We start from the raw sequence: 304 nt of genomic DNA, 5'->3' as shown, positions 1-304 counted from the left end.
GTAGCATGCCAACCCTACGTCCTGTCCAAACCGTCAATTCTCTATGCAGAGGACTAGGTCTGCTTCCTCGCCAGAAGACGCGCCTCGCGAAGGAGCGAGTTCGCATCAATGCCAATCATCTCGACAAGGTCGCGCGCCTGCGCCTCCGTGATGCTCGTTTCGCGCACTAGGAACCGCACACGAAATTGCTTCTCTGCCTGTACGCGTTCGCCGCGCTCTTGCTTGCTCTCTGCCATAGGATTTTCCCCAATGGTCGGGAACTTCGGTCGAGCGGATTGGTTCCGCACATTTAGGAAAGCGATTT

At 56.2% G+C, this 304-nt stretch carries 1 pseudogene; it reads right to left on the bottom strand.

The window, feature by feature from the left end:
* Positions 1-53 precede the first annotated feature (53 nt).
* Positions 54-304, bottom strand: a pseudogene (locus tag EN818_RS31765) (hypothetical protein); the annotation flags it as partial.

This window comes from Mesorhizobium sp. M3A.F.Ca.ET.175.01.1.1 (assembly GCF_004791945.1).
In the GTDB taxonomy this organism is placed as follows: domain Bacteria; phylum Pseudomonadota; class Alphaproteobacteria; order Rhizobiales; family Rhizobiaceae; genus Mesorhizobium.
This window is presented reverse-complemented; position numbering and strand designations above follow the sequence as displayed.